21 protein-coding genes and 2 tRNA genes are annotated in these 24,111 nt (G+C 50.9%); 18 read left to right on the forward strand and 5 right to left on the reverse strand.

The window, feature by feature from the left end; all coding sequences use genetic code 11:
- The first annotated feature begins 77 nt into the window (after positions 1-77).
- The 3 genes from C7E00_RS06535 to gltS are packed head-to-tail and all read left to right on the forward strand — an operon-like array spanning position 78 to position 2,865.
- A complete protein-coding gene (locus tag C7E00_RS06535; protein ID WP_167836499.1) occupies positions 78-716 on the forward strand; it encodes a uracil-DNA glycosylase family protein in 639 nt (212 codons plus the stop codon).
- Positions 717-739: 23 nt separating this feature from the next.
- Positions 740-1,693, forward strand: coding sequence for a TAXI family TRAP transporter solute-binding subunit (locus C7E00_RS06540; protein ID WP_105303529.1), 954 nt, complete (start codon positions 740-742; stop codon positions 1,691-1,693).
- Positions 1,693-2,865 carry a sodium/glutamate symporter gene (gene gltS / locus C7E00_RS06545; protein ID WP_105303530.1) on the forward strand — a complete coding sequence of 391 codons (1,173 nt, stop codon included), beginning with the start codon at positions 1,693-1,695 and terminating at the stop codon, positions 2,863-2,865. Before C7E00_RS06540 ends, gltS begins: the two co-directional genes overlap by 1 nt.
- Positions 2,866-2,910: 45 nt before the next feature.
- On the opposite strand, the gene C7E00_RS06550 is transcribed toward gltS, so the two are convergent.
- Positions 2,911-3,120: a helix-turn-helix transcriptional regulator gene (locus tag C7E00_RS06550; RefSeq protein ID WP_105303531.1), complete on the reverse strand. Its 210-nt coding sequence runs from the start codon at positions 3,118-3,120 to the stop codon at positions 2,911-2,913.
- On the reverse strand, positions 3,117-3,611 hold the full coding sequence (locus C7E00_RS06555) for a hypothetical protein (protein ID WP_105303532.1): 495 nt from the start codon (positions 3,609-3,611) through the stop codon (positions 3,117-3,119). The genes C7E00_RS06550 and C7E00_RS06555 overlap by 4 nt, the downstream gene beginning before the upstream one ends.
- Positions 3,612-3,910: 299 nt before the next feature.
- On the opposite strand from C7E00_RS06555, the gene C7E00_RS06560 reads away from it, so the two are divergent.
- From C7E00_RS06560 to C7E00_RS06610, 12 genes are all read left to right on the forward strand, one after another.
- Positions 3,911-4,450: a helix-turn-helix domain-containing protein gene (locus C7E00_RS06560; protein ID WP_105303533.1), complete on the forward strand. Its 540-nt coding sequence runs from the start codon at positions 3,911-3,913 to the stop codon at positions 4,448-4,450.
- Positions 4,451-4,477: 27 nt separating this feature from the next.
- Complete coding sequence (locus tag C7E00_RS06565; RefSeq protein ID WP_105303534.1) at positions 4,478-6,055, forward strand: ABC transporter ATP-binding protein; 1,578 nt, start codon at positions 4,478-4,480, stop codon at positions 6,053-6,055.
- Positions 6,052-6,840, forward strand: a complete 789-nt coding sequence (locus C7E00_RS06570) for an ABC transporter permease (RefSeq protein ID WP_105303535.1) — start codon at positions 6,052-6,054, stop codon at positions 6,838-6,840. Before C7E00_RS06565 ends, C7E00_RS06570 begins: the two co-directional genes overlap by 4 nt.
- Positions 6,840-7,652, forward strand: a complete 813-nt coding sequence (locus C7E00_RS16460) for an ABC transporter permease (protein WP_239928538.1) — start codon at positions 6,840-6,842, stop codon at positions 7,650-7,652. Before C7E00_RS06570 ends, C7E00_RS16460 begins: the two co-directional genes overlap by 1 nt.
- Positions 7,627-8,742: an ABC transporter substrate-binding protein gene (locus tag C7E00_RS16465; RefSeq protein ID WP_239928539.1), complete on the forward strand. Its 1,116-nt coding sequence runs from the start codon at positions 7,627-7,629 to the stop codon at positions 8,740-8,742. The genes C7E00_RS16460 and C7E00_RS16465 overlap by 26 nt, the downstream gene beginning before the upstream one ends.
- 71 nt (positions 8,743-8,813) lie before the next feature.
- Positions 8,814-11,096, forward strand: coding sequence for a glycoside hydrolase family 9 protein (locus tag C7E00_RS06580; protein ID WP_105303536.1), 2,283 nt, complete (start codon positions 8,814-8,816; stop codon positions 11,094-11,096).
- An 87-nt stretch (positions 11,097-11,183) separates the two neighbouring features.
- Positions 11,184-11,257: transfer RNA gene (locus C7E00_RS06585), tRNA-Cys, on the forward strand.
- Between the two features lie 16 nt (positions 11,258-11,273).
- Positions 11,274-11,357 (forward strand) — tRNA-Leu (locus C7E00_RS06590).
- Between the two features lie 50 nt (positions 11,358-11,407).
- The gene (locus tag C7E00_RS06595; RefSeq protein ID WP_135358178.1) at positions 11,408-12,943 is read left to right on the forward strand and encodes a hypothetical protein; all 1,536 of its coding nucleotides are present in this window, start codon (positions 11,408-11,410) and stop codon (positions 12,941-12,943) included.
- A 436-nt stretch (positions 12,944-13,379) separates the two neighbouring features.
- Positions 13,380-13,871 (forward strand): hypothetical protein, encoded by a 492-nt coding sequence (locus C7E00_RS06600; RefSeq protein ID WP_135358179.1) that lies wholly within the window; start codon positions 13,380-13,382, stop codon positions 13,869-13,871.
- Positions 13,872-13,967: 96 nt separating this feature from the next.
- Positions 13,968-16,319 (forward strand): clostripain-related cysteine peptidase, encoded by a 2,352-nt coding sequence (locus C7E00_RS06605; RefSeq protein WP_105303539.1) that lies wholly within the window; start codon positions 13,968-13,970, stop codon positions 16,317-16,319.
- 25 nt (positions 16,320-16,344) lie between these two features.
- Positions 16,345-16,911: a hypothetical protein gene (locus C7E00_RS06610; protein WP_135358180.1), complete on the forward strand. Its 567-nt coding sequence runs from the start codon at positions 16,345-16,347 to the stop codon at positions 16,909-16,911.
- A gap of 16 nt (positions 16,912-16,927) precedes the next feature.
- Here C7E00_RS06610 and C7E00_RS06615 read toward each other — a convergent pair whose 3' ends face one another.
- Positions 16,928-17,944 carry a polyamine aminopropyltransferase gene (locus C7E00_RS06615; protein ID WP_105303541.1) on the reverse strand — a complete coding sequence of 339 codons (1,017 nt, stop codon included), beginning with the start codon at positions 17,942-17,944 and terminating at the stop codon, positions 16,928-16,930.
- Positions 17,945-17,981: 37 nt separating this feature from the next.
- Here C7E00_RS06615 and surE point away from each other — a divergent pair, with 37 nt between their 5' ends.
- Both surE and C7E00_RS06625 read left to right on the forward strand, forming a co-directional pair.
- Positions 17,982-18,746: a 5'/3'-nucleotidase SurE gene (surE, locus tag C7E00_RS06620; protein ID WP_105303542.1), complete on the forward strand. Its 765-nt coding sequence runs from the start codon at positions 17,982-17,984 to the stop codon at positions 18,744-18,746.
- A gap of 2 nt (positions 18,747-18,748) precedes the next feature.
- Positions 18,749-21,301, forward strand: coding sequence for an LTA synthase family protein (locus tag C7E00_RS06625; RefSeq protein WP_105303543.1), 2,553 nt, complete (start codon positions 18,749-18,751; stop codon positions 21,299-21,301).
- Between the two features lie 35 nt (positions 21,302-21,336).
- Here the strand turns inward: C7E00_RS06625 and trhA are convergent, their stop codons facing one another.
- Positions 21,337-22,029, reverse strand: coding sequence for a PAQR family membrane homeostasis protein TrhA (trhA, locus tag C7E00_RS06630; RefSeq protein ID WP_105303544.1), 693 nt, complete (start codon positions 22,027-22,029; stop codon positions 21,337-21,339).
- 122 nt (positions 22,030-22,151) lie between these two features.
- On the opposite strand from trhA, the gene C7E00_RS06635 reads away from it, so the two are divergent.
- On the forward strand, positions 22,152-22,628 hold the full coding sequence (locus C7E00_RS06635) for a DUF1836 domain-containing protein (RefSeq protein WP_105303545.1): 477 nt from the start codon (positions 22,152-22,154) through the stop codon (positions 22,626-22,628).
- Here the strand turns inward: C7E00_RS06635 and pepD are convergent, their stop codons facing one another.
- Complete coding sequence (gene pepD, locus C7E00_RS06640; protein ID WP_105303546.1) at positions 22,629-24,056, reverse strand: beta-Ala-His dipeptidase; 1,428 nt, start codon at positions 24,054-24,056, stop codon at positions 22,629-22,631.
- Between the last annotated feature and the right edge of the window lie 55 nt (positions 24,057-24,111).

Consider the following 24,111-nt stretch of genomic DNA (forward strand, 5'->3'; position numbering starts at 1 on the left):
CTAATATCCTGCCTGTTTGGTAGCATCTTTCCTATACTGAGCATGCTCAAAGAGCAATGAGATTAATGGAAGTGTGAATGATGATGATGAATGAAGATGCAGCTGAATTGCTGAAAACAAGCATGTTGGATCTTGCAGCCTGCGCAGATGGTGAGCCGAATGTGGTTCCTGCTGCCTTCAAGGATGTCACAGCAGACGAGAAGCTGCTTGTCGGTGACGTGTTTCTGGAAATAACCCTGAAGAACATCCGTTCGAATGATGGGAAAATTGCCATTTCCGTCTATAAGGTTGAGGAATCTCTGATCCCGTTCCATGATGCCTCGGGCAGGACACTGATGGAATGGCTTGGCATGGATCCGGAAACGTTCTGCGGACCATATACTGGTATTCTGCCGATGGATTTCTATGATCCCGGCAAAGGAAAAAGCGGAGACCTTCCGCCGCGTTCGTTCATCGCTGAAACGTACCATGCGGATTTGCTGGCGCTCATGCTGCACATGGAACTGACAATTCTGATCGGCCGCTATGCGTGTTTCTATTCTCTCAAGGACAGACAGAAACAGAATCTTACGGAAACGGTGCGGCATTATGCGGACTATCTTCCACGTTTTTTCCCCATTACGCATCCACGCCTCCTGAATCAGTACTGGCGCAGGAACAATCCGTGGTTTCTCAAGGAAAAGATACAAGCCCTGGACAACGGGTATCCAGGATAATGTATAACAGATAGCGGGGGGGAATGAAGATGAAACGAGGGATCACAGCAGCATTGCTGGCTTCTTTGCTGACAGGCTGTGTCAGCAGGCAGACTATTCGCTTTGGGACGGCGGATTCAAGCGGACTTTATTACGCTTTCGGAACGCTGCTGAGTGAAGCAGCCAATGAAAATGACAAAAACTATACGCTCCAGGTCAAGGAGACGTCGGGCAGTGCGGCCAATATCCGTCTTCTTTCCGAAGGCTATATCCGGGTGGGAATTGCCCAGAGCGATGTCACCAATGAGATGTATTACGGCGAAGAACTGACGGGGGACTCTGACAATGCCTATCAGGGATATTCCGCTGTCGCATCGTTATGGACGGAGGATGTGCAGATCGCTGTTCTGAAGAATTCTGATATCGAGAGTCTCGATGATCTCGAAAACAAAACGGTATCCATCGGACAGGAAGACAGCGGAACCGAGCGCAACGCCAGACAGATTCTGTCATCCGTCGGTCTGCAGAGCGGCAATATCCAGATGGAAAATTATGATTACAGCGACGCAATGAGTCATCTTCTCGATGGAAGTATTGACGCGATGTTCATCACTGCCGGAGCCCCGGTACAGATCTATGCGGACAATGCTTCTGCGATTCGCCTCCTGTCGCTGTCCGATGATGAAATCGAACGCATCCGCAACACCTTCGACGGTTATGTGGAAGCGACGGTTCCCGCCGGCACCTATGAAGGAATGTCCGAGGTCAGAACCCTGGGTGTAAAGGCAGTGCTGCTGGCGTCCGATGAGGCACCCGAAGATGCGGTATACGGCATGTGCCGCGTGCTGTTTGACAATATTGATGACATCGGAAAACAGATCGGGCTGCGCGAAGAAATCACGAAAGAGACGGCGGTGGAAGGAATTACGATCCCGTTCCATGCCGGTGCCGAGAAGTATTACAAAGAGAACGGTATCTCTCTCGGGGGAAATGAGTGATGTCGGTTTATCTCGATCAGTATCAGACGCTTGCCGTTGCGGTGGCGGTGCTGTTCTTTGGACAATGGCTGTGCAATCGTGTGAAGTTTCTGAAGACGTTCTGCATTCCGGCACCGGTTGCGGGCGGCTTTGTGTTTGCGATTCTTACAACCATTCTGCATGTGACGAATCTGATGGATATTGATTTTGATGATTCGCTGCGGGAAGTTGCGATGGTGTTCTTTTTTACATCGGTCGGCTTTCAGGCAAATCTCAAGGTGCTGAAGCAGGGGGGGAAGGATCTGGCTGTGTTCCTGGTTCTGGTGATCTTCCTGATTGTGCTTCAGAATGTGATTGCGGTTGGCGCTGCTTCCGCCATGGGGCTGTCCCCATTGATCGGCCTGACGACCGGATCCATTCCGATGGTCGGCGGCCATGGGACGGCCGGTGCCTTCGGACCGGTGCTGGAAGACTTTGGCGTCAGCGGTGCGACCACGATGTGTACAGCGGCCGCAACCTTCGGCCTGATTGCAGGTTCCTCCATGGGCGGGCCGTTAGGCAATGCGCTGATTCAGAAGAACCATCTTTCGCCGAAAACGGAGGAAGGTGAACAGGTGAAGAAGGAAGAAAAGCTTTCCCTTTCCGATTATGCGCCTGCGGTTTACCAGATTATTCTTGCGGCGGGCATCGGAACGGTTCTTTCGTGGCTGCTTTCCAGGACGGGGATGACCTTTCCGGTGTATATCGGTGCCATGATTGCGGCGGCAGTGTTCCGCAACATCAGTGAATACACGCATTCGTTCACCATTCATATGGATGAGATCAATGATTTCGGCAGCCTGTGTCTGTCGCTGTTTCTGGGCATCGCGATGATTACTCTGAAATTCTGGCAGCTGGCGGATCTTGCGGGACCGCTCGTACTGCTGCTGGGCTGTCAGACCGTATTCATGTTTGTATATACACGTTTTGTCGTGTTCCGGCTCATGGGCGGCGATTATGATGCGGCTGTCATTGCGGCGGGTGTCTGCGGCTTCGGCATGGGCGCAACGCCGAATGCGATGGCAAACATGTCTGCCATTACCAACCGCTATGGCAATTCGATTAAGGCCTATCTTCTGATTCCGATTGTGGGCAGTCTGTTTGCGGATTTTATTAATTCTCTTGTTATTACCGTGTTTATAAACCTGTTCTGAAAATAGGGAGATGTTCCTGAATTGATCTCGTTGCTGGAAGAAAGGCTAGGAACGTCGCGAATCCGGGTCCCAGAAAAGATCGTCCAGTGTTTTGCCCAGAGCTTTACAGATGGAGATGCACAGCCGGATCGTAGGGTTATAGTCGCCCTGTTCGATGGCATTGATAGTCTGCCTGGATACGCCGACAAGATCGGCCAGCTGCTGCTGGGATAGATTTTTTTCTGTCCTTGCGGATTTAAGTCTTAGGTTTTTCATTGATCCTCGTCATTCATTTTTCTGCTGGAAAGAATTGCTGCGGCAAAGATGATGAGAAACAGTGTCCCCGTGATGATATCGGTGTTGTTGATGGTGAGGATTCCTTCCGGAAGCCCTTCCTGCAGAATCTTTGTAATTCCGATGAAGAAATTGGTGACGCCGAGGATGCATATGACGAGTGCCCATCTTTTCCAGCTTCCGGAAATGCCGAAGAAGACACCTTTCCAGATGGAATAGACGACATAGATACAGATCATCAAAGAACTGACCGTAATCAGGGCAAAACTGCCGTCCATCGGAAGAAGGCGCAGATCAAGCAGAAATGACGCCGCAAACCCGGCAAGCACACCGGTAATCAGTGCATACTTATAGGCAGTTGAGCGAACAGCCGTTTGCCGCTCATCATACGTGACCGGTTTCTGGCCGCGCATAAAATACATCAGAAACAGAAGGATCACAAACGGTAGTGCAAAGCCGGCAAGATATTTCATAACAGTCCTCCAATATGTCAATTATAGCTGACATCTACAGAATAGACGCTGTAGTTCGAAATGTCAAATATATTTTACATTTTTCAGCTCGGTCAGGAACAGGGAAGGAGCTGAAGGCACTTGCGGGTGCTTTTTAAGATGAAATTCTCTGCCTCCGACAGGGATGAGAACCTCGGTTTATAATTACTAAACAATTTGTTTGAAATTGTGTTGATTTTTAACAATGCTCGGATATAATGTTCCTGTTTCGGAATTGCAAACCGATTGTTTACTGATGTTAAACAGAAAGGAGCAGGGGGATGGATATCGGAAAAAGGATCCGGCAGCTGCGGATTCAGAATGACCTCACACTGGAAGAACTGGCCTCACGGACCGAGCTGACCAAGGGATTCCTTTCCCAGCTGGAACGGAATCTTGCGTCTCCATCCATTCAGACGCTCGAAGACATCACCGAAGCACTCGGCACGAATATGTCCAAGTTCTTCGCGGAAGAAACAGAAGAACAGGTCATATTCGGCCCTGGCGATGAATTCACGGATGAACGGGATCAGGAAACAGTGCACTGGATTGTCCCGAATGCCCAGAAGAACAAGATGGAACCGATCATCGTCGATCTGGAGCCGAAGGCCAAGACGGAAATCATCGATCCGCATGAAGGAGAAGAATTCGGATACGTGCTGGCGGGAAAGATCTATCTGTGCCGCGAAAGCCAGCGAAAGGGGCTGGCCGTCCGGAAGGGAGAAAACTTCTACATCCGGGGAAACGAAGCGCATTTTCTTGAAAACAGGGCAGACAAGCCTGCCCGTGTGCTGTGGATCAGCACACCGCCGATTTTCTAAATCATCAGGAAAAGGGGAAGAACAGCTATGGCAAAGAAACTGATTCAGATTCAGAACGTGGTGAAGACATTCGACAAGCAGGTCGTACTGAAGGGGATCACGCTGGATATCTATGAGAATGAATTCGTCACGCTTCTCGGTCCTTCCGGCTGCGGAAAGACCACACTGCTGAGAATTATCGCAGGATTTCTGGAACCGACGGAAGGCCATGTGATCATGGATGGCGAGGATATTGCCGGGGTTCCTGCCTATAAGAGAGATGTCAATACGGTATTCCAGCACTATGCGCTGTTTCCGCATCTGGATGTGTATGACAATATTGCCTTCGGTCTGAAGATCAAGAAACAGCCGAAAGATATTATCGATCAGAAGGTCATGCGCATGATCTCGCTGGTCGGACTCGAAGGATTCGAACATAAGGATGTCACCCTGATGTCTGGCGGTCAGCAGCAGCGTGTCGCGATTGCCAGAGCACTGGTCAATGAACCGAGAGTGCTTCTGCTGGATGAATCGCTGAGCGCCCTGGATAAGAATTTAAGGAAAGAGATGCAGCTGGAACTCAAGGAAATCCAGCAGGAAGTCGGCATTACCTTCATCTTCATCACCCATGACCAGGAAGAGGCACTGACCATGTCCGACAAGATCGTCGTCATGCGCGAAGGCGCGATCGAGCAGATCGGCACGCCGACTGAGATCTACAACGAACCGGTTAATGAATATGTCGCGAAGTTCGTCGGCGATTCGAATATCATCGACGGCAATATGAAACACGACCGGCTGGTTTCGTTTGATGATGCAGACTATGCCTGCGTGGACTACGGCTTTCGGGAAAACGAACCGGTGGATATCATGATCCGTCCCGAAGACATCAATATCGTCGAGCGCAATAAGGGCCTTCTGAATGGCGAAGTGAAGTCGGTTCTGTTCAAAGGCGTCCACTATGAAGTCGTTGCCGAGACAAGCTCCGGTACGTCCAAGACAGTCACGATGCATGTCACGAAGGAACGTGATGTGGTCAATGAAGAAGCCCATGAGCGCATCAGTGCGACTTCATTCCTGATGGACGTTGAAGATGTTCCGAATCTGACCGACAGCGAGATCATTGCCCGGGCCAATGCCCAGGCGTGGAACGATGATGACGAAGATGTCTCCCTGACCAAAGTCGAATATGATCTGAAGCCGGAAGTGGGTGTATACAAATGCACGTTCTCAACCGAGAAGGGCACCAGCATCACGATCAACATCAATGTCGTCAAGCCGAAGGCAGTCGAGGATATGTCCAACGAGGAATCCATCCAGGCATTCGACTTCTACCGCTCCGTGGATGAAATCAAGGAATCTGTTGCTTTGGATACGGATCTCATCCGCTGGGCAGATGCCTATGCATGGAACATGGAAGACAATTCCAGAGTCGAGATCTGGGATGTGAAGTATGACTTCGACGATGAGAACATCACCGAAGGCGACTACCCGATTACGTTCAGCACCCAGGGCCGCGAGCTCAAGGTCGAGACGACCGAGAAATTCGAAGTCGGTCAGAAAATCGGCCTGAAGTGGGACCCGGATGATATCCATGTCATGAAGAAGATGGAGAGCAGCTTATGAAGTCTTTCAGCAAGATGGTTTATCCGTATGCAGTCTGGATGATCATCATGATTATCGTGCCGATGCTGATGATTGTGCTCTATGCCTTCACCACGCAGGGCAACGATGTGCTGACCTTCCAGTTCACTTTATCAAATTTCGCAAGATTCTTTTCCGACAATGTCTTTCCGAGCGTTCTGTGGCGCAGCCTGAAGATGGCGGTCATCACGACGCTCATCTGCATCCTGATCGGGTATCCGGCAGCGTATGCGATGGCAAAGTCCAAGCCGCATAGCCAGGCTGTCATGGTCTTATTGATCACGCTGCCTATGTGGATCAACATGCTCGTGCGTACGTATGCATGGAAGGGCATCCTGTCCGATTCTCCGCTGTCTGCAGAAGCACAGGTCTATATCGGCATGGTCTACAACTTCCTGCCGTTCATGATCCTGCAGATCTATACCGCCCTCAGCAAGATCGATCCGGCTCTGATCATTGCCGCCCACGACCTTGGCGCTAATGACCGTGAAACCTTCCGGACCGTGATCTTCCCGTTAAGCATCTCCGGAGTTATTTCCGGAATCACGCTGGTCTTCCTGCCTGCGGTTTCGTCCTTCTTCATTCCGAAACTGCTCGGCGGCGGAAGATTCGTGCTCATCGGAAACCTGATCGAAGACTACTTCATCTCAACCGGAGACTGGAACTTCGGTTCTGCAATCTCCATGATCATGGCAGTCATCATCCTGATCTCCATGTATGTCATGCGCAGATTCGATAAGCAATCCCATGAAGAGGAGGCCGACTGATGGAACACGAAACCAAAAAAGGCGAGAAATTCTATCTGTTTCTGATTCTCCTGTTCTTCTATCTCCCGATCTTCTATGTAGTGCTCTTCAGCTTCAACAGCTCGAAGTCGCTCTCGCATTTCACCGGCTTCTCGCTGCGCTGGTATGAACGCATGTTCAGCGACCGCACCATCATGAATTCCATCGGCTATACGGTACTCTGCGCCGTGATCGCAACCGCTGTCTCCACTCTGGTCGGAACGATCACTGCGATCGGCTTATCCAAGAGCCGCAAGACGCTGCGCGAAGCAGTCACCCAGGTCAACAACCTGCCGATGCTCAATCCTGACATCGTCACAGCCATCGGCTTCATGCTGTTCTTTACGTCGCTCAGGATTCAGACCGGATTCACCACGATGGTGCTTGCCCATATCGCATTCTGCATTCCATATGTGATGCTGTCAGTGACGCCGAAGCTGAGATCTCTCGATCCGAATACGGCTGAAGCAGCCCTGGACCTTGGCTGCACGCCACTTCAGGCAGTATTCAAAGTCATCATCCCGCAGATCAAAGACGGCATCATTGCCGGTGCGCTCGTTGCCTTCTCGATGTCATTCGATGACTTCGTCATCTCGTTATTCACGACCGGCCCGGGCATCAGCAACATCTCGATCTATGTCTATTCGAACGTCAAGCGCATCAACCCGACCATCAACGCATTATCTGCCATCATCGTCTATGTCATCACGATCGTTCTGATCATTGTCAATGTGGTTCCCGCAATCAGGGATAGAAAGAAGAAAAAACATGAAAACGAACTGGAAGCTCATTAAGCTCCTGCTGGCCGTCGCGATGCCGGCGGCTCTTCTGACCGGGTGCGGAAGCTCCGGCACAGCTGTGGAAAATGTCGGCGATGCAGAAGAACTCTTCGGCTGCAGCGTCATCAATGTCTACAATGCCGGCGAATACATTGCCGACAACGTCGTCCCGGATTTCGAGAAGATGTACAACGCAACCGTCAACTATGACGTCTTCGAATCCAACGAAATCATGTATACGAAGCTCATGGGCGGCAGCTCCTATGACGTCATCGTTCCTTCCGACTATATGATCGAGCGCATGATCAGCGAGAAGATGCTGCAGCCGATCGATCAGGATGCGATGACGAATCTCGATCAGATCAATCCGGACGTCCTGGAAAAGCGCGAAGCCTATGATCCGGGCGGAGTCTATTCCGTTCCTTACTTCTGGGGCTCGGTCGGACTGGTCTACAACAAGACGGTCGTCGATCCGGATCTCATCAAGCAGGAAGGCTGGGACATCCTGCTCGATGAACAGTTCAAGGGCAGAATCTATGCCTATGACTCTCAGAGAGACATGTTCATGATCGCCTTCAAAGCCCTCGGCTATTCCATGAATACGGATGACCCGGATGAAATCCAGGCAGCCTATGAATGGCTCCAGAACATGAATGAGACCACATCTCCTGCCTATGTGACCGATGAAGTCATTGACGGCATGGCAAATGGCGATATGGACATCGCTGTCATGTACTCCGGCGATGCCGCATATGTCCTCTCTGAAAACCCGGATATGGACTATATCGAACCGGATCAGGGAACAAACATCTGGTATGATGCGATGGTCATTCCTGCCAATGCAGAATGCCCGGGTCTGGCAAATGCGTTCATCAACTACATCACCGACTACAATACGGCCCTTGCTAACAGCACCCAGGTCGGCTATACAAGCCCGAATCTGCAGGTCATGAATGAGCTTTCCTCCGAAGACGGCGATTATTATGAGAACAGCGCCTATATCCCGAGAGAAGGCTATGACAAGGATGAAGTATTCCATTACAATGCAGAACTGACCCGTCAGCTGGCCGATCTCTGGACCAGAGTCAAGATGTCAGTCAACTGATCATTCTCTGATCACTCCTGGTATCATTCGTTGCCAGGAGTTTTTCCATGTTCTGATGGTATAATCAACGCATGCCGAAAAAAAACCTGAACCTGAACGTCAGAAAACTCATCCTTGCCCTGATCGTCATCGACCTGATCATCGCGGGCATTGTCCTGATCCGTCACTATAACCGTCCGGCAGTTATTGCCAATACTTCTTCTGCAGTCCCTTCCGAAACTCCTTTCCCAAGTCCATCTCCGAGTCCATCCGTGACTCCTATCTCTTATGAAGCACTGATTGCTCCAGCTTATACGAGTTCTTCCAGCAAGCTTTCTGCTCCGGATAATACGACCGGTTTTTCCTCCGGCTGGACGGTTCAGACATCAGACGACTCTGTTTCCTCATCCCTGACCTTTGACACTGACACGATCACGATCAATTCTCCCGGTACTTCCTATGAAGATACATTCTTCTTCCGGGATGGCATTCCGCTGCAGCAGGGTGCAGACTATACGCTGTATTTCAACATTTCTTCTACGGTGAACCGCAAGGTTACCGTCGTGATCCAGGACCTTTCTTCAAATTCAGCTGTGTTCACGAAAGATCTTTCCGTGACCGGCGATCGGACGTATCAGGAGCTCTCGTTCCATCAGAGCGGATCCACAACCTTCAATGCCAGAATTACCTTTCAGATCGGCAATGACGGCTCTTCTGAAATGCAGGGAGTCCATACAATCACGATTGACGGAATCCGTCTGATCTCTTCAGTCAATACGGAAGCGATCCGCGTGAACCAGGCCGGCTACCCCGCTTCTGAAGAAAAGAGATGCACATTCATCTATGATGCCGGCGATCTGTTCGACGTCGTCAATGCAGAAACGAAAGCGATCGTATATTCCGGGGCCATCGAGAATCAGAAACAGAATGAAAGCACCGGCGAAGTCAACGGGTGGGGAGACTTTTCTGCTGTAGACGAACCAGGCACGTACTATATCCGGTCCCAGATCGGCATCGTCTCCCCGACATTCACGATCTCCGCAGATCCGTATGCGGATCTCTCGGTCTCTCTGCTGCATATGCTTAGCCTGCAGCGTTGCGGCATGGAGATGTCAGAAAGCTGGGCAGGGGATCTTGCCCATGCGATCTGCCATACTGAAACGGCGATGCTCCTCTATACGGACCAGACCGTGGATGTTTCCGGCGGCTGGCACGATGCAGGAGACTACGGAAGATATACGAAGACCGGTGCCAAGGCTGCCTATGACCTGCTGCTGTCGTGGATGCTGAATCCGGATCTCTTCAATGACGCTTCCGGGGGGCCGGATTCCGGCAATGGCATTCCGGACATTCTAGACGAAGCCCGCTATGAAATCGACTGGCTGCTGAAGATGCAGGAATCCTCCGGAGGCGTCTATGCAAGGGTCGTTTCTGAGAGCTACCCGGGCGATACCGTCAAGCCCGAAGACGATCATCTGCCGCTGATCCTGATGCCTGCCGAAACCACTTCTGCCGCAGATGCCGGCGCTGCTTATGCACTGGCTTCCATCGCATTCCAGTCCATTGATCCGAACTATTCTGCTAAGTGCCTGAGTGCTGCCGAAAAAGCCTACAGCTATCTGGAAAAGAATACCGAAACTACGATCATCACGAACCCGGATGGCTATTCCGCCGGCCAGTATCTTGACAGCACCGATCATGATGCCCGCTTCTTCCTTGACATCGCCTTATGGAAAGCTACCGGAAACAGCAGCTACCTGCAGGCAGCCTCTGCTCAGTACGCTTCCGACTCTGCCTGTGCAGAAGGAGCATCCTGGAAAGACAATGGTGCCTATGGCGCCTTCCTGTTCCTGACCACCCCCGAGGCAGAAACTGCCGATGCCGCTCTCTATCAGAACCTGCTTGCTTCGCTGACTGCTCAGGCAGAGCGGCTATCCGGGATTTCTTCTGATAATGGGTACAATACCGCCCTTGCGGAGTATTCATGGGGCAGCAATTCCATTGCAGCGGGGGAGGGGACGATCCTGGCCATGGCTTGGTCCATCACCGGCAATCAGACTTACCGTAATGCGGCCATGGAACAGATCAGCTATCTGCTTGGCCGCAACAGCCTGAATATGTGCTTTGTCAGTACCTTCGGGAGCTGCAGTCCTTCTCATCTCCACAGCCGCATTGCCAATTCCGAAGGCACGATTCTGCCTGGTGCGTTAGCTGGCGGGCCGGATAGTTCAAGGGAAGATGATGTCACCCAGGCATTATCTGCAGATCTTCCAGCCGCAAAGGTTTACGCGGATGACTATGGGGCTTATTCCGTGAATGAAGCAGCAGTCTATTACAATTCCGCCTTCCTGTTCCTATTGAGCCAGATGCGCTGATCTGCTCATGCAGGAATTGAGGGCTCTCTTTTCGTTGCTTTTTGAAAACTCTTTTCGTATAATAAATGAGCACCAAAAATTACGGATGGTTCCTTAGCCAAGTGGTAAGGCAACAGACTGCAACTCTGTGACCGCCGGTCCGACTCCGGCAGGAACCTCCATTTTTTTCTGAAAGCTGGGGATATGGCGGAATCGGCAGACGCAAAGGACTTAAAATCCTTTGGTGGCAACACCGTGCGGGTTCAAGTCCCGCTGTCCCCACTTTTTTTATCGCTCAGAACAGGTATACTGTCTTTATTATGGCGGAATTGATGATACGGACTACCCTGATCACGCTGGCAGTGATCGTGATCTCGGAAGGAGCCGGCTCCTGGTTTGAAAGACTGCTTGGCATCGATCGGAAGGGCTTTTCTGCTCCGATCGGCTTTGCCGTGCTGATGGCGTGCCTGCAGGTACTTGCCTACCCGGCACAGATCGGAAACTGGTCTTTTCTGTATCTTCTGCTCGTGACGCTGATCCTCTTTGCTGCAGCGATCTGGATGACGTGCTGGAATGCAAAGGAAGCTTTCCGTCATTTCAGAAGGAAGGAAACATTCATTGTCCTGTTTGCAGGACTCCTGTTTCTGTATCTTGCCTCGAAGAATCTGATGGTCTCTGCCGGGATTCCGGGGGGCTACTTCCATTGTCATGCCAATGAGATCGGATCCGGTCTGTTCCAGGTCTATCCCCAGTTTCTCAGAGTTCTGACCTGGCTCAATGAACTGCCCCATCTATTGCATCTGTCTTTTGTCCCGGCAGACTATATCTTCTGTGAGATGGTCGGCGGAGGACTGTTATTTGCGGTCATCAGCTCGATGTTCATCGTGAATGTCGTCCGCAGCTTCCATCTGCGCAATCACTGGCTGGAGTTCTCGATCATCGCGTTCATGTTAACGTATGAGAACTATGTGTCCTGGCACTTGAGCACCGCATATCTTGGCACGGCATGGTCGGAGCTGATGATGGCAGAAGGACTGTTTGTGATCTGGAGATGGCATCAGGAAAGCAATGAGCAGATCAAGTATCTGCTGATTCCGGTGCTGATGGCAGGACTTGCGTTTGATAACGGATTCGGCTTAGCCGGCATTGCCATTCTCTATGGCCTGCTTGCGTATCAGCTCAGAACACGGACGATCCGGTGCTTCTTCGAGCTGTTCAGCAATCTTGCCCCATATGTCCTGTATTCAGCTGCATTGCTTTCGAGAACTTCAGAAGCAGGTGCCTGGATCCTGTTCCTGTTCTATCTGGCATTTCTGTTCTTCCGCTATCGCAAGCCTTTCCGCAGATGGATCACGCTTGGCGAAGAATGGCTGTTCGATCACGGAGATCTGATTCTCTTCGGCATCATTCCGGCTGCCGCTGCCGGTCTCTCGCTGTATCTGAGCATTGCCGAGCCATGGGCAGCAACTGCCTATTCCTATTATTTCCAGGACTTCACGGAAGTAGGGGATGCCAGGGACTATCTGTTCATCCATTCCAGCTGGCTGGAAATCGTGCTGAACATCTTCCGCTGGGGCGGACTGGTCCTGCTGATCATCTTTGCAAAGACCAAGGATGAACAGATCATGCGGATCATGATGATCACGACATTGCTTGTCTTCCTGAATCCGCTCTGCACGCCGTTTCTGACCTATATCACCGGTCCGGCGTTCTACCGGACGTTCACGGTGCTCTTCAATCCGTTTACGGAAACCGTGATGTTCCTGAAGTTCTATCATCTGTTTGAATGGAATGCAGTCGGCCAGTGGATCCTGGAACTGGTGCTGTGCCTGGCTGCGTTCATGGGACTGATCACGATTCTGTTCTGAATGTTCTGCTAAGGGCGATCTGCCCTTGGCTTTTTTCATATGCTTCAGTCATTCCCTGCATGGTAGGACCAATCGGGCTGAAAAAAGGTATTTCTGACTGAAAAAAGGATGAATTATCTTGAATATGTCCTCAATCATCCCATCAATTATTTGATTAAAATAATTTATAAAAAAGCTGCAATATTGATGGGATAACTTTATCAATGAAACCGTTTATAACTGTTAAATCCTGACATAAAACGTTTCCAGACATCCTATAAGTACTGAAATATTCTGATTTTCATTTTCATTAGTCCTTGGGCTTTTGAATTTTTTTCCTGTTTCCATCCAATTTTTAGGGGAATGAATTATCATTCAAGTGCATCCGCAAAGAGGATGAATGAAAAAGGACCTGAGATCCTTGAGGAGAACAGATCAGAGAAATATGAAGAAGTTCATGAGAAAAATGATTGCAGCTGCAGCAGCGATGATGCTCAGCTTCACAGTAATCAGCGCAAAGGGAACCACGGTCCATGCGGAAGATGCCATGGGCACCGGCGGAAGAATCTATTTCAATAATGGATACAGTGTTGCATTGAACTGGGCTGATCCGTTTGATGCCTATGCAGTTCAGTCCATCACTGATGCACAGGATTCAGCCGTAGAAGAATCCTATGGCGGATCTACCCTGATCGCGGATCATAACACCCAGGGCTTCGATGTCATCAAGCAGTACGGAGTCGGCTCCACGATGAAGATCATCGATGAACAGGGCAATACCACCACTTATGTGTGCATCAGCTATTATCCGAGTGTCTCCTGGTACAATGGCATCGTGACGCTTCCGGATGGAAGAGATGCCTGGTATGGAGATTCCGCACTCTGGCTGAAGACCTGCAACAGCGACGGAACGAATACCGTTTCCTACTGGACACCGCTCTGGTACTGAGATCATAACTGAAACGGGATCTGACGAAATGTTCAGATCCTTTTCTTTCGCTTTCTGACGCGGCATAATGAAACAGAAGAAACGGGGAAAAAGATTATGCCAGATAACAGACCGCACGCAAGAACACGCGGGGAGCCGACCTCTTCAGGTGCTGTAAACAGACATGGAGCCGGACTGCATTCCGGATCTTCCGGACCGCGCATGTCATCCGGCGGAGACCGGATCTATTCGGGCGGCTTCGGCAGGGGACCGCGCAGATCTTCCGGCTTTTTCATGCTGGTGGTGATTGCGATCGTTCTGTTTCTGATCATGCCCTCCTGCGAAGAGAATACCTATGAGCCCTCAACCCATTACACTTCAGATACCACGACCAGCTCCTATGGCTACCAGCCTCCGGCAGCCCAGCATTCCGACACGAATATGAGCACGCCGGATCTCTCGGTGTCTTCTGAGGCAAGAGCGAAATATACTACTCTGCGCAATGATGGCACCGATGAGGCGACAATTCTCGTCTATATGATCGGAACCGATCTCGAGTCTCAGTACGGGATGGCGACCTCTGATCTCAATGAGATGCTGAAGGCAGAGAAGTCCGATCAGGTACATATTCTGATTGAAACCGGCGGCACAAAGCAGTGGCAGAACAATGTCATCTCCAGTCGGAACAACGAACTGTATGAAGTGACCTCGAACCATCAGCTGCAGCGGCTGGATACGTCCGCAAGCAGGGATATGACTGATCCGGATACGCTGACGGAGTTCATTCAGGATGGCGTTTCCAGATATCCGTCTTCCAACCGGGTATTCCTGATTCTCTGGGACCATGGCGGCGGATCGGTGAGCGGCTATGGTCATGACGAGCTGTATCCGAACGGAACGATGAATGTCTCCGAATTTGCGGATGCCCTGAAGAATGCGAATGTGAAGTTTGATGCGGTCGGATTTGATGCTTGTCTCATGGCCAATGCGGAAACCGCTCTGACTGCTTCTCCGTATGCAGACTATCTGATCGCCTCGGAAGAAACAGAGCCAGGCACCGGCTGGTACTATACGGACTGGATCACTGCCCTTTCGAAGAATCCATCTCTTTCTACTGTAGAACTTGGCAAGCAGATCATTGATGACTTCATCTCGGCCAATGCCTCGACCGGAGATAAGACGACGCTTTCCATCACGGATCTTGCGGAGTTTGAAACCCTGGTACCGCCTGTGCTGAATACGTTCTCGGAATCCCTCAACGAGGAAATCCAGGCAGGGGAGTATCAGAAAGTCGCAGACGCCCGTTCCGTGACAAGAGAATTCGCGGCTTCCAGCCACATCGATCAGATAGACCTCGTTCATTTCTGCGAGAATCTCGGCACTGACGAAGCAGAAGCACTTGCCGATGCGGTCCGTTCTTCGCTGAAATACAACCGCTCCAATGGCATCAGCGATGCCAGCGGCCTATCGATCTACTTCCCATACACCCGCACGAAATATGTGACCCAGGCTGCCGGCATCTATGATGAGATCGGCATGGACAGCTCGTATACCGAAGCCATCCGTTCCTTTGCAACCCTGGAAGCTTCCGGCCAGATCGTGACCGGATCTTCGACGCCGACGATCTTCGGACTGCTGAGCGGCAGCAGTTCCTATAACGGCAATGATTCCTGGAATTATTCTTCCGGAGATATCCTGAGTCTGCTCCTGGGTTCTTCCTCGGCTCCTGCTTCTTCCAGTTCTTATGGCAGCAGCCTGGAATCTCTGCTTGGCGGAAACAGCTATGACAGCGATCTGCTCAGCCAGTATGCCGCACTGCTTTCGGATCGGGGAACGTTTGATACCTCTGAACTGACGGTGAGTGAAGTCAATGGCAATGCCGTCCTGCAGCTCTCTGAGAGCCAGTGGTCCCTGATCCGTCAGATCACCCAGAACGTCTGGGTGGATGATGGCTTGGGGTATATCGACCTTGGCAGCGATAATGTCTTCAGCTTTGATGACGAGGGCAATCTTCTGGTGGACTATGACGGCACCTGGCTTTCCATCGAAGGCCAGCCGGTATCGTATCAGATGCTGAGCGATGAATATGACGACAGCGATGGATCCTATGTCACAAAGGGAAGTGTTCCGATCCTCCTGAATGACGAACCTGCTTCGCTGCTGGTCGAATTCACCGAGGAACATCCGGATGGATTTGTGACCGGAGTCCTGAAAAACTATGAGGACGGGGTTTCTTCCAGAACATTGCAGCTGGAAGAAGGGGATGCGATTGAATTCACCGCTGATTATTATTCCTATGGCGGCACTTATCAGGACTCTTACCGTATAGGTACGCCGATCACGTATGAGGGCAGTCTTGAGCTTGGCACGTACCGGATCAGCGGTCAGAAATGCATGTATACGTATGTGCTGACGGATGTGTACAACAATGAACTGCGTCTGCCGATGCAGAACTGGGAAGGCGAATAATCCGCTTCTGCCGTATAATATTCCTATGAAACAAATCCTGACTCTCTTAATCTGCACGATCCTGCTTGCCGGGTGTGCCAGCAGCGACAGCACTGCAGTCAGCACTTCTGATGACACCAACGGACCGTATATCAATATGGTTCAGTATGAATTCACGACGACTGTCAGCAATCCGATCGATTTTTCCAATATCTCCGGTTATGACGACGTCGATGGATTATTGCCTACTTCGGTGCGGGGCTATGTGAATTATGAGCAGCCTGGCGACTATTATCCGAGCATTGTCTGCACAGACCTTTCCGGAAATGAAACAGCTATTCCGATCACGGTCCATGTGCTGAATACGCCAGCCCCGGTTCCGTCTGCTTCTGCAGAACCTTCTCCTTTTCCGGAAAGCACTTCGTGTCCGGAAGGAAAAGATCCGGATCAGCCTTGCTCGATTGTCTTATCAGAAGATCTTTCTTCGTATCAGACAATCTATGAAGGCGAATCCGGATATGATGCATGTCTCAATGCCGCATACGGAGACGAAACTGCCTGCAAGATCATCACGGCCAATGACGGCTCCTTCTGGGGCTATGGCCTGAAATGATTCTCTGAGCAGAAATTCAGAGCGAAAGAATATTCCGATAGACCATGCGATCATACAGCATGGTCTTTAATGATTCCGGATCATCCGGTACGTGATCAAGAGAAGAAAGATAAGTTCTTGTCTTCTTCATGCGCGCTTCCCATCCGGGTGCAGTCTTCTGATGCACTCCGGTAAACCATTCATACATGGCCATGACCAGGAGCGTCCGCATAGGCAGAATACAGGAATCCTCAATCCAGAAATCTGCCTGATCCAGGGAAGGAACATCCTGCTCAAGCAGTTTCTCCATCCAGTCCAGGCCATCTTCCGAAGAACGCCAGATATCGGTATAGATATAATCAAACTCAGAAAGAGCATCTTTCTGAAACCAGTCCAGCGCATCTCCTTCGATCAGACGAAGCGGAACCTGATCCGGAAACTGCGGCAGCAGGTTCTTGCGGAACATGTCGAGCACTTGAGGAGATTTCTCTACCACGGTGATGGAAGAGACGCTGGGATTCCGCATGGTCATATACACAAAATACCCGATTCCGAGCCCGAAGGTCAGCACCTTGCCATGTGCCTTATGGGCAGGGGGATCATTCGTATATGCTTCTGAAGGGGCACACATCATCCAGTCTTCGTCATTCTGATACAGATAGATTCCTTCGACATCCTGATCCAGTGCCCGTAATTTCATCCAGTCTGCACAGCTTCGATCCGGATCATCCTGGATAGCTTCTGCATTGAACAGATATCCGCCCTCGATCCATTCCTTCTCATACCGGAATCCGCCATCTGATACCTGATCCAGACGGATGTTCTGATAATAAGGATTCTGCTTCCAGTCTTCTGCAGAAAGAAACAGCGAAGGCCATTCTGCTTCCGGACCATCAAATTCTTTCTGTCCGGCAGCTTTCAGCGCTCTCTGCATCTTCTTCTCGGTTTCTTTTGTCACATAGGCATCCAGATAGGCATTCTGTTCCTCGTTCTGAAGATTGCGCAGGCAGCATTTCAGATAGGATAAAACCTCCGGATTCGGTTTCTGTTTCATGGAAATTATGATAATCTGACTCCCGGAGGAGTACAAGATGCGGATCTTAGCAGTGAATGATGATGGAATTGACAGTGAAGGAATCCGGGAATTAGTCAGGGTTCTTTCGAAGAAATACGAGGTGGCAGTCGCGGCCCCGGATACTCAGCGCAGCGCTGCCAGTCATTCAGTCAGCTATTTCATGCATGATCTGCGGGCAGAAAAGAGAGCATTCCCGGGAACTGCTGAAGCCTGGGCCATCAGCGGAACACCAGCCGATTGCGTCTATGCGGCCTTGAATGGATTATGTGCAGAAGACTTTGATCTTGTGATCTCGGGCATCAACAATGGTCCGAACTTCGGCACGGATGTGTTTTATTCCGGAACAGTTGCTGCAGCTGAAGAGGCGACGATTCTCGGCAGGCCGGCAATGGCGGTTTCGCTGAATTCGCCAGCCGTCCACTATGAAGACGCTGCCAGCATCGTTCCTGAACTTCTGGAGCAGTATCTGAATGATCCGGATTGCCGGAACTACACCTTGAATGTGAATATCCCGGACCTGAGACGGACAGACTGGAAGGGGATCCTCGCAGCTTCGCTCGACGGCATCCGCGCATATGGAAGACCGCTAACGATCACAGACAATCCGGATGGCTCTAAGAACCTGCATTGTCCCAATGATACCGATCTCGCTATCCGCAATCCGGCAGTCTGCGGAGATATCACGAAGATCAAGGAAGGGTATGTGACCCTGACTGCACTTTCCCTGGATCCGGAACATTCCGGGTATCAGAAAAAACTTGAAAGCTGGTATAATCACTAACTATGAAACAGCGTACCGCCAGAACCTGGATCAATGTCCTTTTTGTGATTCTCATTGCGGCAAGCCTCGTGCTTGCCTTTATGCCGCGCTCCAGCCGTCTGCAGCTGTTCGTGCCGGAAAAGAGCCAGACCGATGCCAAGGAGCAGGTCCTTTCTGCAGCCGGAATGTATTCAGGCACTGCAGCAGAAGGAGTCAGCGATACGACGGACTCCGGCCAGGAATGCATCACGATTGAGCTTCCGAAAGAAGAATCGGATCAGGATTCCATTGCGGTTGTCAGCCAGAGCCCCGATCTGAATGCATATTACTACTGGGGCATCCAGTTCATGAAGTACTACAGTGCCAGCTCTCTGAATGCCTATTCCGAGACCACATTCACCCATCCGAAGAACACGTATTTCGAGGATAACATGACCTTTGCCGAAGCAGTCGAGAAATATCAGGCAGAAGGATATATGCTGCTGTTCAGCGTCAAAGGCGACAGCAGAAGAGGCTGGAGCGATGAGATGGAAGAAGCCATGCGCAGTGCCGGCATTGAAACCACACCGCGCAAAGGCACGTACTTCAGCGCCTATATCGCTTATGTGTATCAGGGCGAAACGTTCAGCGAGATAGACGATACCACCGTAACCAAATACATCACGATCAACGGCCATCGGATCTATATGACGAGTGCTGGGGTCTACCATGGCAACCGCAGCTCGATCCGCATTGACGGAGATGAATGCAGTGCTTCCGGAAACGGCATCAACCTGACGGTCTATGATCCGGAAACCGGAAGACTCATCGATGCCATTTCCTGGAATACGAATACGTCTGACCCGGTCATGACCAGAGACGACAGTCTCTTCTATACGGAATACACGATTACAATCAGCGGGCAGCTGCTCGACATGTTTGCCGTCAGACAGCAGATTGTGACCATGCTGTTCCGGGATCTGTATCTGCTGCTGGCCTTTGTGCTTGTGCTGATGTTCCTCGATGCTCGCAATATCGAGAAACATATTGCCCTCGGTACTCCGGTGAAGACGTGGACCATCATCCTGAAGCAGATTCCGATTGTTCTGCTCGGAGTCCTGGCAGCAGCTGCGGATATCGGCTATACGTATCTCCGCACGAGCTTCAAGGATGTCTCGATGGAGCAGCTCGTATTCCATATGAATACGAACCTCACCGGCACCAACTGGTCTACCTTCAGCGATCTCTTTGAGGGCATGGGCTTAGGAGCAGGCATCATTGCCGCATCCGGCATCCTGCTTGCCATCCTGTATGTGCACCTCGGAAAGCATCCGGAACAGAAGAAATGGAAATTCCGCATGCGCTCTGTCTTCTGGCTGCGCTGGACCACGGTCTTAGCTGCCATTGTCGCAATCAGCGTCGCCGTCGATTCGTTCTGGTGGAACTACGGGGTCTATGATTACCTCGTCAATTCGAACTTCGATGCCGAAGTCTTCGATGACTATTATGCTGATCCTTCTGAGGTGCAGATCATGTTCCCGGAAGAAAAGAAGAACCTGATCTACATCTACATGGAATCCATGGAAATCTCGGCCGCCGATGAAGCATCCGGAGGCGGAAAGGCATTCAATGCGATTCCGGAACTCACGGAGCTTGCCTTTGAAAATGATAACTTTGAAGGCGAAGAAACCGGTGTTCTGAACGGCGGCATCCCGCTGACCAACTGCACGTGGACGATTGCCGGCATCACGGCTCAGTCAGCCGGTGTCTATCTCGGCGTGGACAACGCTATGGCAAACCGCCGCGGCAGTATGGAGCAGTTTCTGCCTGGGGCGACCACGATCGGCGATATTCTCGAAGAGAATGGATACACGAATGTGTTCATGCTCGGCAGCGATGCCAAGTTTGGCAACCGCAATGAATTCTTCGGCGAACACGGCGACTTCGAGATTGATGACTATTACTGGGCGAAGCGGGAAGGCTTGATACCTCCAGACTACTTTGTCTGGTGGGGATATGAAGACAAGAAGCTGTTCGAGTATGCCAAGGATAAGGCGACGGAACTTGCCGAAGGGGATCAGCCATTCAATCTGACACTATTAACGGTAGATACCCACTTTACAGGCGGCTATCTCTGTGAAGACTGCCCGGATACGTATTCCCAGCAGTACAGCAATGTCATTGCCTGCAGCTCCAAGCGGGTCGCAGACTTCGTGGCATGGGTCCAGGAACAGGACTGGGGCAAGGATACGGTCATCGTGCTCTCTGGCGATCATCTTTGCATGGACAGCCAGTACTATTCCGATATGCCGTCGGGCTATGAACGCAAGACCTATGTCTGCATCATCAATTCCCAGAAAGAAGAAACCGACAAGCGCCGCACGTTTGCAACCATCGATCTCTTCCCGACCACGCTGGCTGCGCTCGGTGCGGAAATCGAAGGCGACCGCCTCGGCCTTGGAACCGACCTCTATTCCGATACTCCGACCTTGGTGGAGCTAAGAGGAGAGGACTGGATGAACAGCCAGTTTGCGATGAACTCTGATTTCTATAAGCAGAAGATCCTGTACGGAAACGACGATACCGACAGCGAATAGCAGAAAAAATCCCGCGGAATTCCGCGGGACAGGATTTATAACAGAATCGTCAGCACCTGATATGCAAGCAGGTAATGGCAGAGACTGCCGGCCATCACGAAGAGATGAAACAGCTCGTGATTGCCGAAGCCAGTCTCTTTTTCATTAGCAAATAATGGTTTCTTTCTGGCATAGATCACCGCACCAAGTGTATAGAAGATGCCTCCAAGAAGAAGCAGGGAGAAGCCGCTTCCAAGTCCTATCAAAAGTGCAGGAAGCTCTGTGAGGCATGCCCATCCCATCGCGGTATAGATGACGGAAGAAACCCATTTCGGACACGTTACCCAGCAGAGCTTGAAGACGATTCCGAGCAGAGCGATGATCCAGACTGCTGCTAACAGTATGACGCCGCTTTCTCCTTTCAGCACCGTCAGGCAGATCGGCGTATAGCTTCCGGCAATCAGCACGAAGATGCTGCAGTGATCCAGCTTTTTCAGAACCCGATCGATTCTCGGACTGATGTGAAATGAATGATAGGCAGCACTTGCTCCATAGAGCAGAATCATGCTCGCCATGAAGACGGCATAGCCGATCATCTGCACTTCTGAGGCACCAAGCAGGGAAGCATGGATCAGCAGGACCGGCATGCCTGCAATGGAGAGCAGGAACCCGATAAAATGAGTCAGAGCGCTGATTTTATCCTTTGCGACGAAGATTCCTTCCGGATGATTCAGATTCATTGCTGTCATAAGTTACCTCCTAATCGGTTATTAAATAACTGATTACATCGATAACTATATCGGTTAATAAATAACCTGTCAAGAGATATAACAAATTTGACTTCGAAGATTTCAGAAGCTATAGTAGAACTATGGAAAAACAGGATCTGAATCAGTTCAATCTTCCGGAATACCGGGAAATCCCGGATGTCGGTCTGTATCTGGATCAGGTGGTCAAATACCTGAATGGATATCTGGATCTATATCCGGAACTGCCGGTCACCGGCTCGATGATTTCGAACTATGTGAAACTCAAGCTCGTCCCGAAGGCAATGAAGAAAGCATACAGCCGGGATCAGATTGCGATGTTCTTCTTCATCGCCCTGGCCAAGCAGGTGCTGTCCATCGATGAGATCCGGGAAGCCCTTGCCATCTCTGCGGAATACTGCAATACCGAAAATGCCTATACTCGTTTCCGGGAAGAACTTCTGGAGGTGCTGGCTGGAACGGAAGAACCGTTTTCCAGCAGCCATGAAGAGCGGCAGTTGCTTCATCTGACCGTTCTTTCGATCGGCCATAAGATGGAACTCAGCCAGTGGTTTGCAAAGCGAAAAGAAAAAGTGCTCTGATCAGAGCACTTCCAGCAGTTCCGTCAGCAGGTGATACATCCGATCAAATGCCTTGAGATCCAGGCGCTCTTCCGGCGTGTGGATCTTTTCTTCGACCGAACCGATCGAGATGATATCGCTGTCCGGATGAAGACCGCTCCAGATGCCGGTCTCATTGCCGCCATGCGTTCCCTCGATCACGAGGTCTTTTCCGTAATGTTTCTGAATCAGAGGATTCAGTGCATCTCTTAGGGCAGACTCCGGATGGTAGTTCCAACCTGGATAGCGGATCAGCACTTCGACAGATGCCTGATTGAGTTCAGAGGCAATCCGGATCTTGCGCAGCTCATCATCCAGTCCGCTTTCATAGAGCGAACGGATCCGGAACAGAACAATCGCCTCGGATTCCTTCAGCTCCATCGTTCCGACATTATCAGAAGTAGCCGGAATATCGAGGGTGAGGTTTCTCTGGGTGACACCATTCGGAACAAGATTCATGAGAGCAATCAGACGTGCTCCGGATTCTTCCGAAAGGGGAGTGACTGCAGGCTTGCATGGATAGAGCTCGAGCTTCATGCCCGGATCCGTCGGACCGTATTCCGTGAATACTTCTTCTTTGAACTTTGCAAAAGAAGTTTCCAGCTTTTCAGTTTCTGCTGTTTCAAGCTGCAGTTCTGAAAACTGCGGAATCGAATTATCAGCAGCGCCGCCATTCCAGTTCACCAGCCGGAAGGGAACCTTCTGCTCCTGCAGTTCTCTGAGGAATCTGGCCAGAAGCAGAATCGGATTTGCATGTTCCTGGTCGATCTCAATGCCGGAATGACCACCCAGACACCCGGAGAAGGAAACCTTCATGCAGGTACCGGAATAGGTTGCTCTGCTAAACGGGACATGAATCGCTCCCTTGATGCCGCCGGCTGCACAGCACATCGTCGAAGTCTCGCTGCCTCCATCAAGAGAGATGACTCTACGCGAGCGGATGTTCTCGGGCTTCAGATGCAGAGCACCTTCTAATCCGATTTCTTCCATGACTGTGAAAACACATTCAAGCGGCGGATGGGAAAGCGTATCGTCTTCCAGGATTGCAAGCATGTAGGCAATCGCCACGCCGTCATCCGCTCCCAGCGTCGTTCCATCAGCCATCAGGTAATCTCCCTCGACCTTCAGAGAGAGGGGATCCTTTTCCCAGTCATGCACCACGCCAGGCGCACAAGCCGGAACCATATCCAGATGTCCCTGCAGCATGACTGAGTCTTCGTGTTCCCTGCCGGGGGAAGCTTCTTTATAAAGAATGGTATTGCCCCATTCATCCTGCCACCATTCCAGCTTATGGCTCTCTGCGAACGCCTTGACCCAGGCGGCTGCCGCTGCTTCGTGACGGGAAGGGCGGGGAATCTTCGACAGCTCATTGAAGTACCAGCACCACCGTTTGGAAAGATCAAATTTCATAGTCTGCCTCCATGTCCATTATCATAGCTCAGATTGATTCCGGAAGCTTTCCGTT

It is taken from the genome of Anaerolactibacter massiliensis (assembly GCF_900290205.1).
Taxonomy (GTDB): Bacteria; Bacillota_I; Bacilli_A; order Erysipelotrichales; family Erysipelotrichaceae; genus Bulleidia; species Bulleidia intestinalis.

Bases quoted from the DNA above. Each gene is read 5' to 3' on its own strand.
- C7E00_RS06535 (WP_167836499.1), top strand. From the start codon at position 78: ATGATGATGATGAATGAAGATGCAGCTGAATTGCTGAAAACAAGCATG.
- C7E00_RS06540 (WP_105303529.1), top strand. From the start codon at position 740: ATGAAGATGAAACGAGGGATCACAGCAGCATTGCTGGCTTCTTTGCTG.
- gltS (WP_105303530.1), top strand. From the start codon at position 1,693: ATGTCGGTTTATCTCGATCAGTATCAGACGCTTGCCGTTGCGGTGGCG.
- C7E00_RS06550 (WP_105303531.1), bottom strand. From the start codon at position 3,120: ATGAAAAACCTAAGACTTAAATCCGCAAGGACAGAAAAAAATCTATCC.
- C7E00_RS06555 (WP_105303532.1), bottom strand. From the start codon at position 3,611: ATGAAATATCTTGCCGGCTTTGCACTACCGTTTGTGATCCTTCTGTTT.
- C7E00_RS06560 (WP_105303533.1), top strand. From the start codon at position 3,911: ATGGATATCGGAAAAAGGATCCGGCAGCTGCGGATTCAGAATGACCTC.
- C7E00_RS06565 (WP_105303534.1), top strand. From the start codon at position 4,478: ATGGCAAAGAAACTGATTCAGATTCAGAACGTGGTGAAGACATTCGAC.
- C7E00_RS06570 (WP_105303535.1), top strand. From the start codon at position 6,052: ATGAAGTCTTTCAGCAAGATGGTTTATCCGTATGCAGTCTGGATGATC.
- C7E00_RS16460 (WP_239928538.1), top strand. From the start codon at position 6,840: ATGGAACACGAAACCAAAAAAGGCGAGAAATTCTATCTGTTTCTGATT.
- C7E00_RS16465 (WP_239928539.1), top strand. From the start codon at position 7,627: ATGAAAACGAACTGGAAGCTCATTAAGCTCCTGCTGGCCGTCGCGATG.
- C7E00_RS06580 (WP_105303536.1), top strand. From the start codon at position 8,814: ATGCCGAAAAAAAACCTGAACCTGAACGTCAGAAAACTCATCCTTGCC.
- C7E00_RS06595 (WP_135358178.1), top strand. From the start codon at position 11,408: ATGATACGGACTACCCTGATCACGCTGGCAGTGATCGTGATCTCGGAA.
- C7E00_RS06600 (WP_135358179.1), top strand. From the start codon at position 13,380: ATGAGAAAAATGATTGCAGCTGCAGCAGCGATGATGCTCAGCTTCACA.
- C7E00_RS06605 (WP_105303539.1), top strand. From the start codon at position 13,968: ATGCCAGATAACAGACCGCACGCAAGAACACGCGGGGAGCCGACCTCT.
- C7E00_RS06610 (WP_135358180.1), top strand. From the start codon at position 16,345: ATGAAACAAATCCTGACTCTCTTAATCTGCACGATCCTGCTTGCCGGG.
- C7E00_RS06615 (WP_105303541.1), bottom strand. From the start codon at position 17,944: ATGAAACAGAAACCGAATCCGGAGGTTTTATCCTATCTGAAATGCTGC.
- surE (WP_105303542.1), top strand. From the start codon at position 17,982: ATGCGGATCTTAGCAGTGAATGATGATGGAATTGACAGTGAAGGAATC.
- C7E00_RS06625 (WP_105303543.1), top strand. From the start codon at position 18,749: ATGAAACAGCGTACCGCCAGAACCTGGATCAATGTCCTTTTTGTGATT.
- trhA (WP_105303544.1), bottom strand. From the start codon at position 22,029: ATGACAGCAATGAATCTGAATCATCCGGAAGGAATCTTCGTCGCAAAG.
- C7E00_RS06635 (WP_105303545.1), top strand. From the start codon at position 22,152: ATGGAAAAACAGGATCTGAATCAGTTCAATCTTCCGGAATACCGGGAA.
- pepD (WP_105303546.1), bottom strand. From the start codon at position 24,056: ATGAAATTTGATCTTTCCAAACGGTGGTGCTGGTACTTCAATGAGCTG.